Here is a 2,676-nt window from a genome sequence, read left to right as displayed (position 1 = left end):
TCTATTTTATTAATTATGATTTCACAAGTTGCTGATATGATAGCCTCGTTCAAATGTCCGCCGTGAACATTCAAATTCTCATCTGCAAATGTAATGTGCATGTGCAAATAAGGTTTGTCATTCATAGTAGAGATATTTCCAAGGATGCTCGTGATTTCCATTTCTCCTGTGAAATTTTTCTTAGTGTATTCTTGTTTTTCGACACTATATAATCCCACAGTTATATTATCGCTGGCGCCAATTCCTGAAATAGAACCATTTTTTAGCTGAAGCTTTTCAACTAATTCGAATAATTTTTCTACAACGTCTTCGCCCTTTTCAATTCGGACTAAAACATTATCATAATATTCTCTATATTTCAAATCATTAACCTCCTGTAAAGTTCATACAATCTAATTATACATTTAATTTCTTTTTGTTTCAATTTTAAAAACTTGCGATTGATTTCATTTTTCCGAAAATAAAATTTTATACTATAATAGAAGTAGCAATTAAAAGGTGGATATTATGAAAACAAAACAAGATACAAAAACAATTGTAAAATTCAGAGCAAATGGAGATATGGGGAATTTTTACGGACTTCTCCACGGAGGAGAATTATTCAAAATGATGGACACAATCGCCGGTGTGTGCACGAGAAGATTTTGTTCCAATAAAACATTGACAAAAGCCGTAAATAATTTGACATTCAACGCTCCAACAAAATTGGGAGAAATTATAAAAATCACAGCGATTATAGATTCCGTTGGAAAAACTAGCATGGAATGTTTCGTTCGTGCAAAAGTTGAAGGCACAGATATCATAAAAGCTTCAGGATATTTCACAATGGTAAGTGTGAATGAAGACGGAGAATCTGAAATTGTAAATGAAAAAATAGAATATGTAACAGATGAGGATAAAATGTATCGCGATTTGGCGATTGAAAGAAGGAAAATTTACAAGGAAGTAAACTTGCTTCAACAAAATTATAAGCTATGAAAAAAGAAATCAAACTTTCTGTCAGAGATTTGGTTGAATACACTGAACGAAGCGGCGATATAGACGATAGATTCAGAAATGTGTTCGACAGAGCAAAAGAAGGCCAGAAAATCCATAAAATGATTCAAAAAGAATACGATATTGGATTTCTGCCAGAAGTTACTCTCAAAAACACTACCCTCTACAAATCGGTAAATTACATCGTGGAAGGTAGAGCTGACGGAATAGGAATTAAAAATGGTAAAACTTTAATAGATGAAATAAAATCGACTACGCGTGATTTGGAAGAATTGGAATACAATTCCAACAAATATCACTGGGCACAAGTAAAATGCTACGGGTATTTTTATGCTTTGGACAACGACTTGGAAGATATTGATTTGCAGCTAACTTATTATCAAACTGATACCAAGAAAATAAAATTTATCAGGCAAAATTTTACTTTTGAAGAATTAAAAGAATTTTATTTTTCATTGTTAGAAAAATATTCCGTGTTCACAGAATTAATCACACAACACATAAAAGATCGTGATGAATCCATTCAGAACTTATCATTTCCATATCCTGCATTTAGAGCTGGTCAGAAGTATTTGAGCCAAAACGTGTATTCTGCAACCAAACAGGGTGTAGATTTGATGGTGGAAGCTGCAACAGGAATCGGCAAGACTATCTCCACGCTTTTTCCTTCAATTAAAGCTATGGGAGAAGATTTGACGGACAAGATTTTTTATTTGACTGCAAAGTCCACTCTGAAAAAAGCCTGCAACGACCAATTGTATTTAATGAAACAAAAAGGTCTAATAATAAAATCAGTTGAGATAATCGCAAAGAACAAGGTCTGTATCAATAATGAAGTCAAATGCAATCCAAATGATTGCGAATTTGCAAAAGGTCACTACGACAGGGTGAACAAATGCATTCTCGATATGCTTGAAAACGAAGATATTATAGTGGAAGAAATCATCAAAAAATATGCATTCAAATACAGAGTTTGTCCGTTGGAATTGGAGCTGGATTTGTCCAATTTCTGTGACATTGTGATTTGTGATTACAATTACGTTTTTGATCCGGTAGTATATCTAAAAAGATTTTTCGAAGTTCCATATTTGAGAATGTCGCTTTTGGTTGATGAGGCTCATAACTTGGTGAATCGTGGGCGTGATATGTACTCGTATTCGTTGAGTTTCAACCAACTTATGGACTGTTGTGATGAGCTTTTAGATGATAAAAAAGAACTCAAAATCAAACGCAATTTGAAGAAAATCGCCAAACAAATCAAAGATGAATCTTTGGGAAAACCAGTCAACACATACAAGGATTTGTCAGTAGATTTGATTGATTATTGTGTACGTTGCAAAGAATCCATGACGAAATTTTTGGTCGAAGAAAAGGACAAACCATACTACGACAAAGTATTGGATGTGTATTTTGAAATCAATAAATTTTTGAAAATTTCTGATTTTTACGATGATTCTTTCGTCACTTTGATAAAATCAGAAAACGATGATGTTATTTACAACATCATGTGCTTGAACACTCACAATATTTTTAAAAATCTTTTGAAAAAATGCAAATCAAACGTATTTTTCTCAGCGACACTGTCTCCTATGACCTACTTTGCAGATGTATTGGGCTTGGAAAAATTCTACAACATAAGATTGGAATCTCCTTTCCCAAAAGAGAATTTGAAAGTAAATC

Annotated in this window: 3 protein-coding genes; 2 read left to right on the top strand and 1 reads right to left on the bottom strand. The window is 33.0% G+C overall.

Going from position 1 to position 2,676, the window contains the following annotated elements; genetic code table 11:
• Nucleotides 1-362, bottom strand: a 362-nt coding sequence (locus tag KHW44_RS08345; protein WP_304068351.1) for a DNA-binding protein, incomplete at its 3' end; no start/stop codon positions are given.
• A gap of 145 nt (nt 363-507) precedes the next feature.
• On the opposite strand from KHW44_RS08345, the gene KHW44_RS08340 reads away from it, so the two are divergent.
• Complete coding sequence (locus KHW44_RS08340; protein ID WP_304068348.1) at nt 508-978, top strand: acyl-CoA thioesterase; 471 nt, start codon at nt 508-510, stop codon at nt 976-978.
• Nucleotides 975-2,676 (top strand): ATP-dependent DNA helicase (locus KHW44_RS08335; protein WP_304068345.1); only part of this gene is annotated, 1,702 nt, incomplete at its 3' end. The genes KHW44_RS08340 and KHW44_RS08335, both read left to right, overlap by 4 nt.

Origin of the sequence: Finegoldia magna (genome assembly GCF_018371055.1) — a bacterium.
Lineage (GTDB): Bacteria > Bacillota > Clostridia > Tissierellales > Peptoniphilaceae > Finegoldia > Finegoldia magna_I.
The sequence above is the reverse complement of the archived record's forward strand: the minus strand, read 5'-3'. Positions and strand labels throughout refer to the sequence as shown.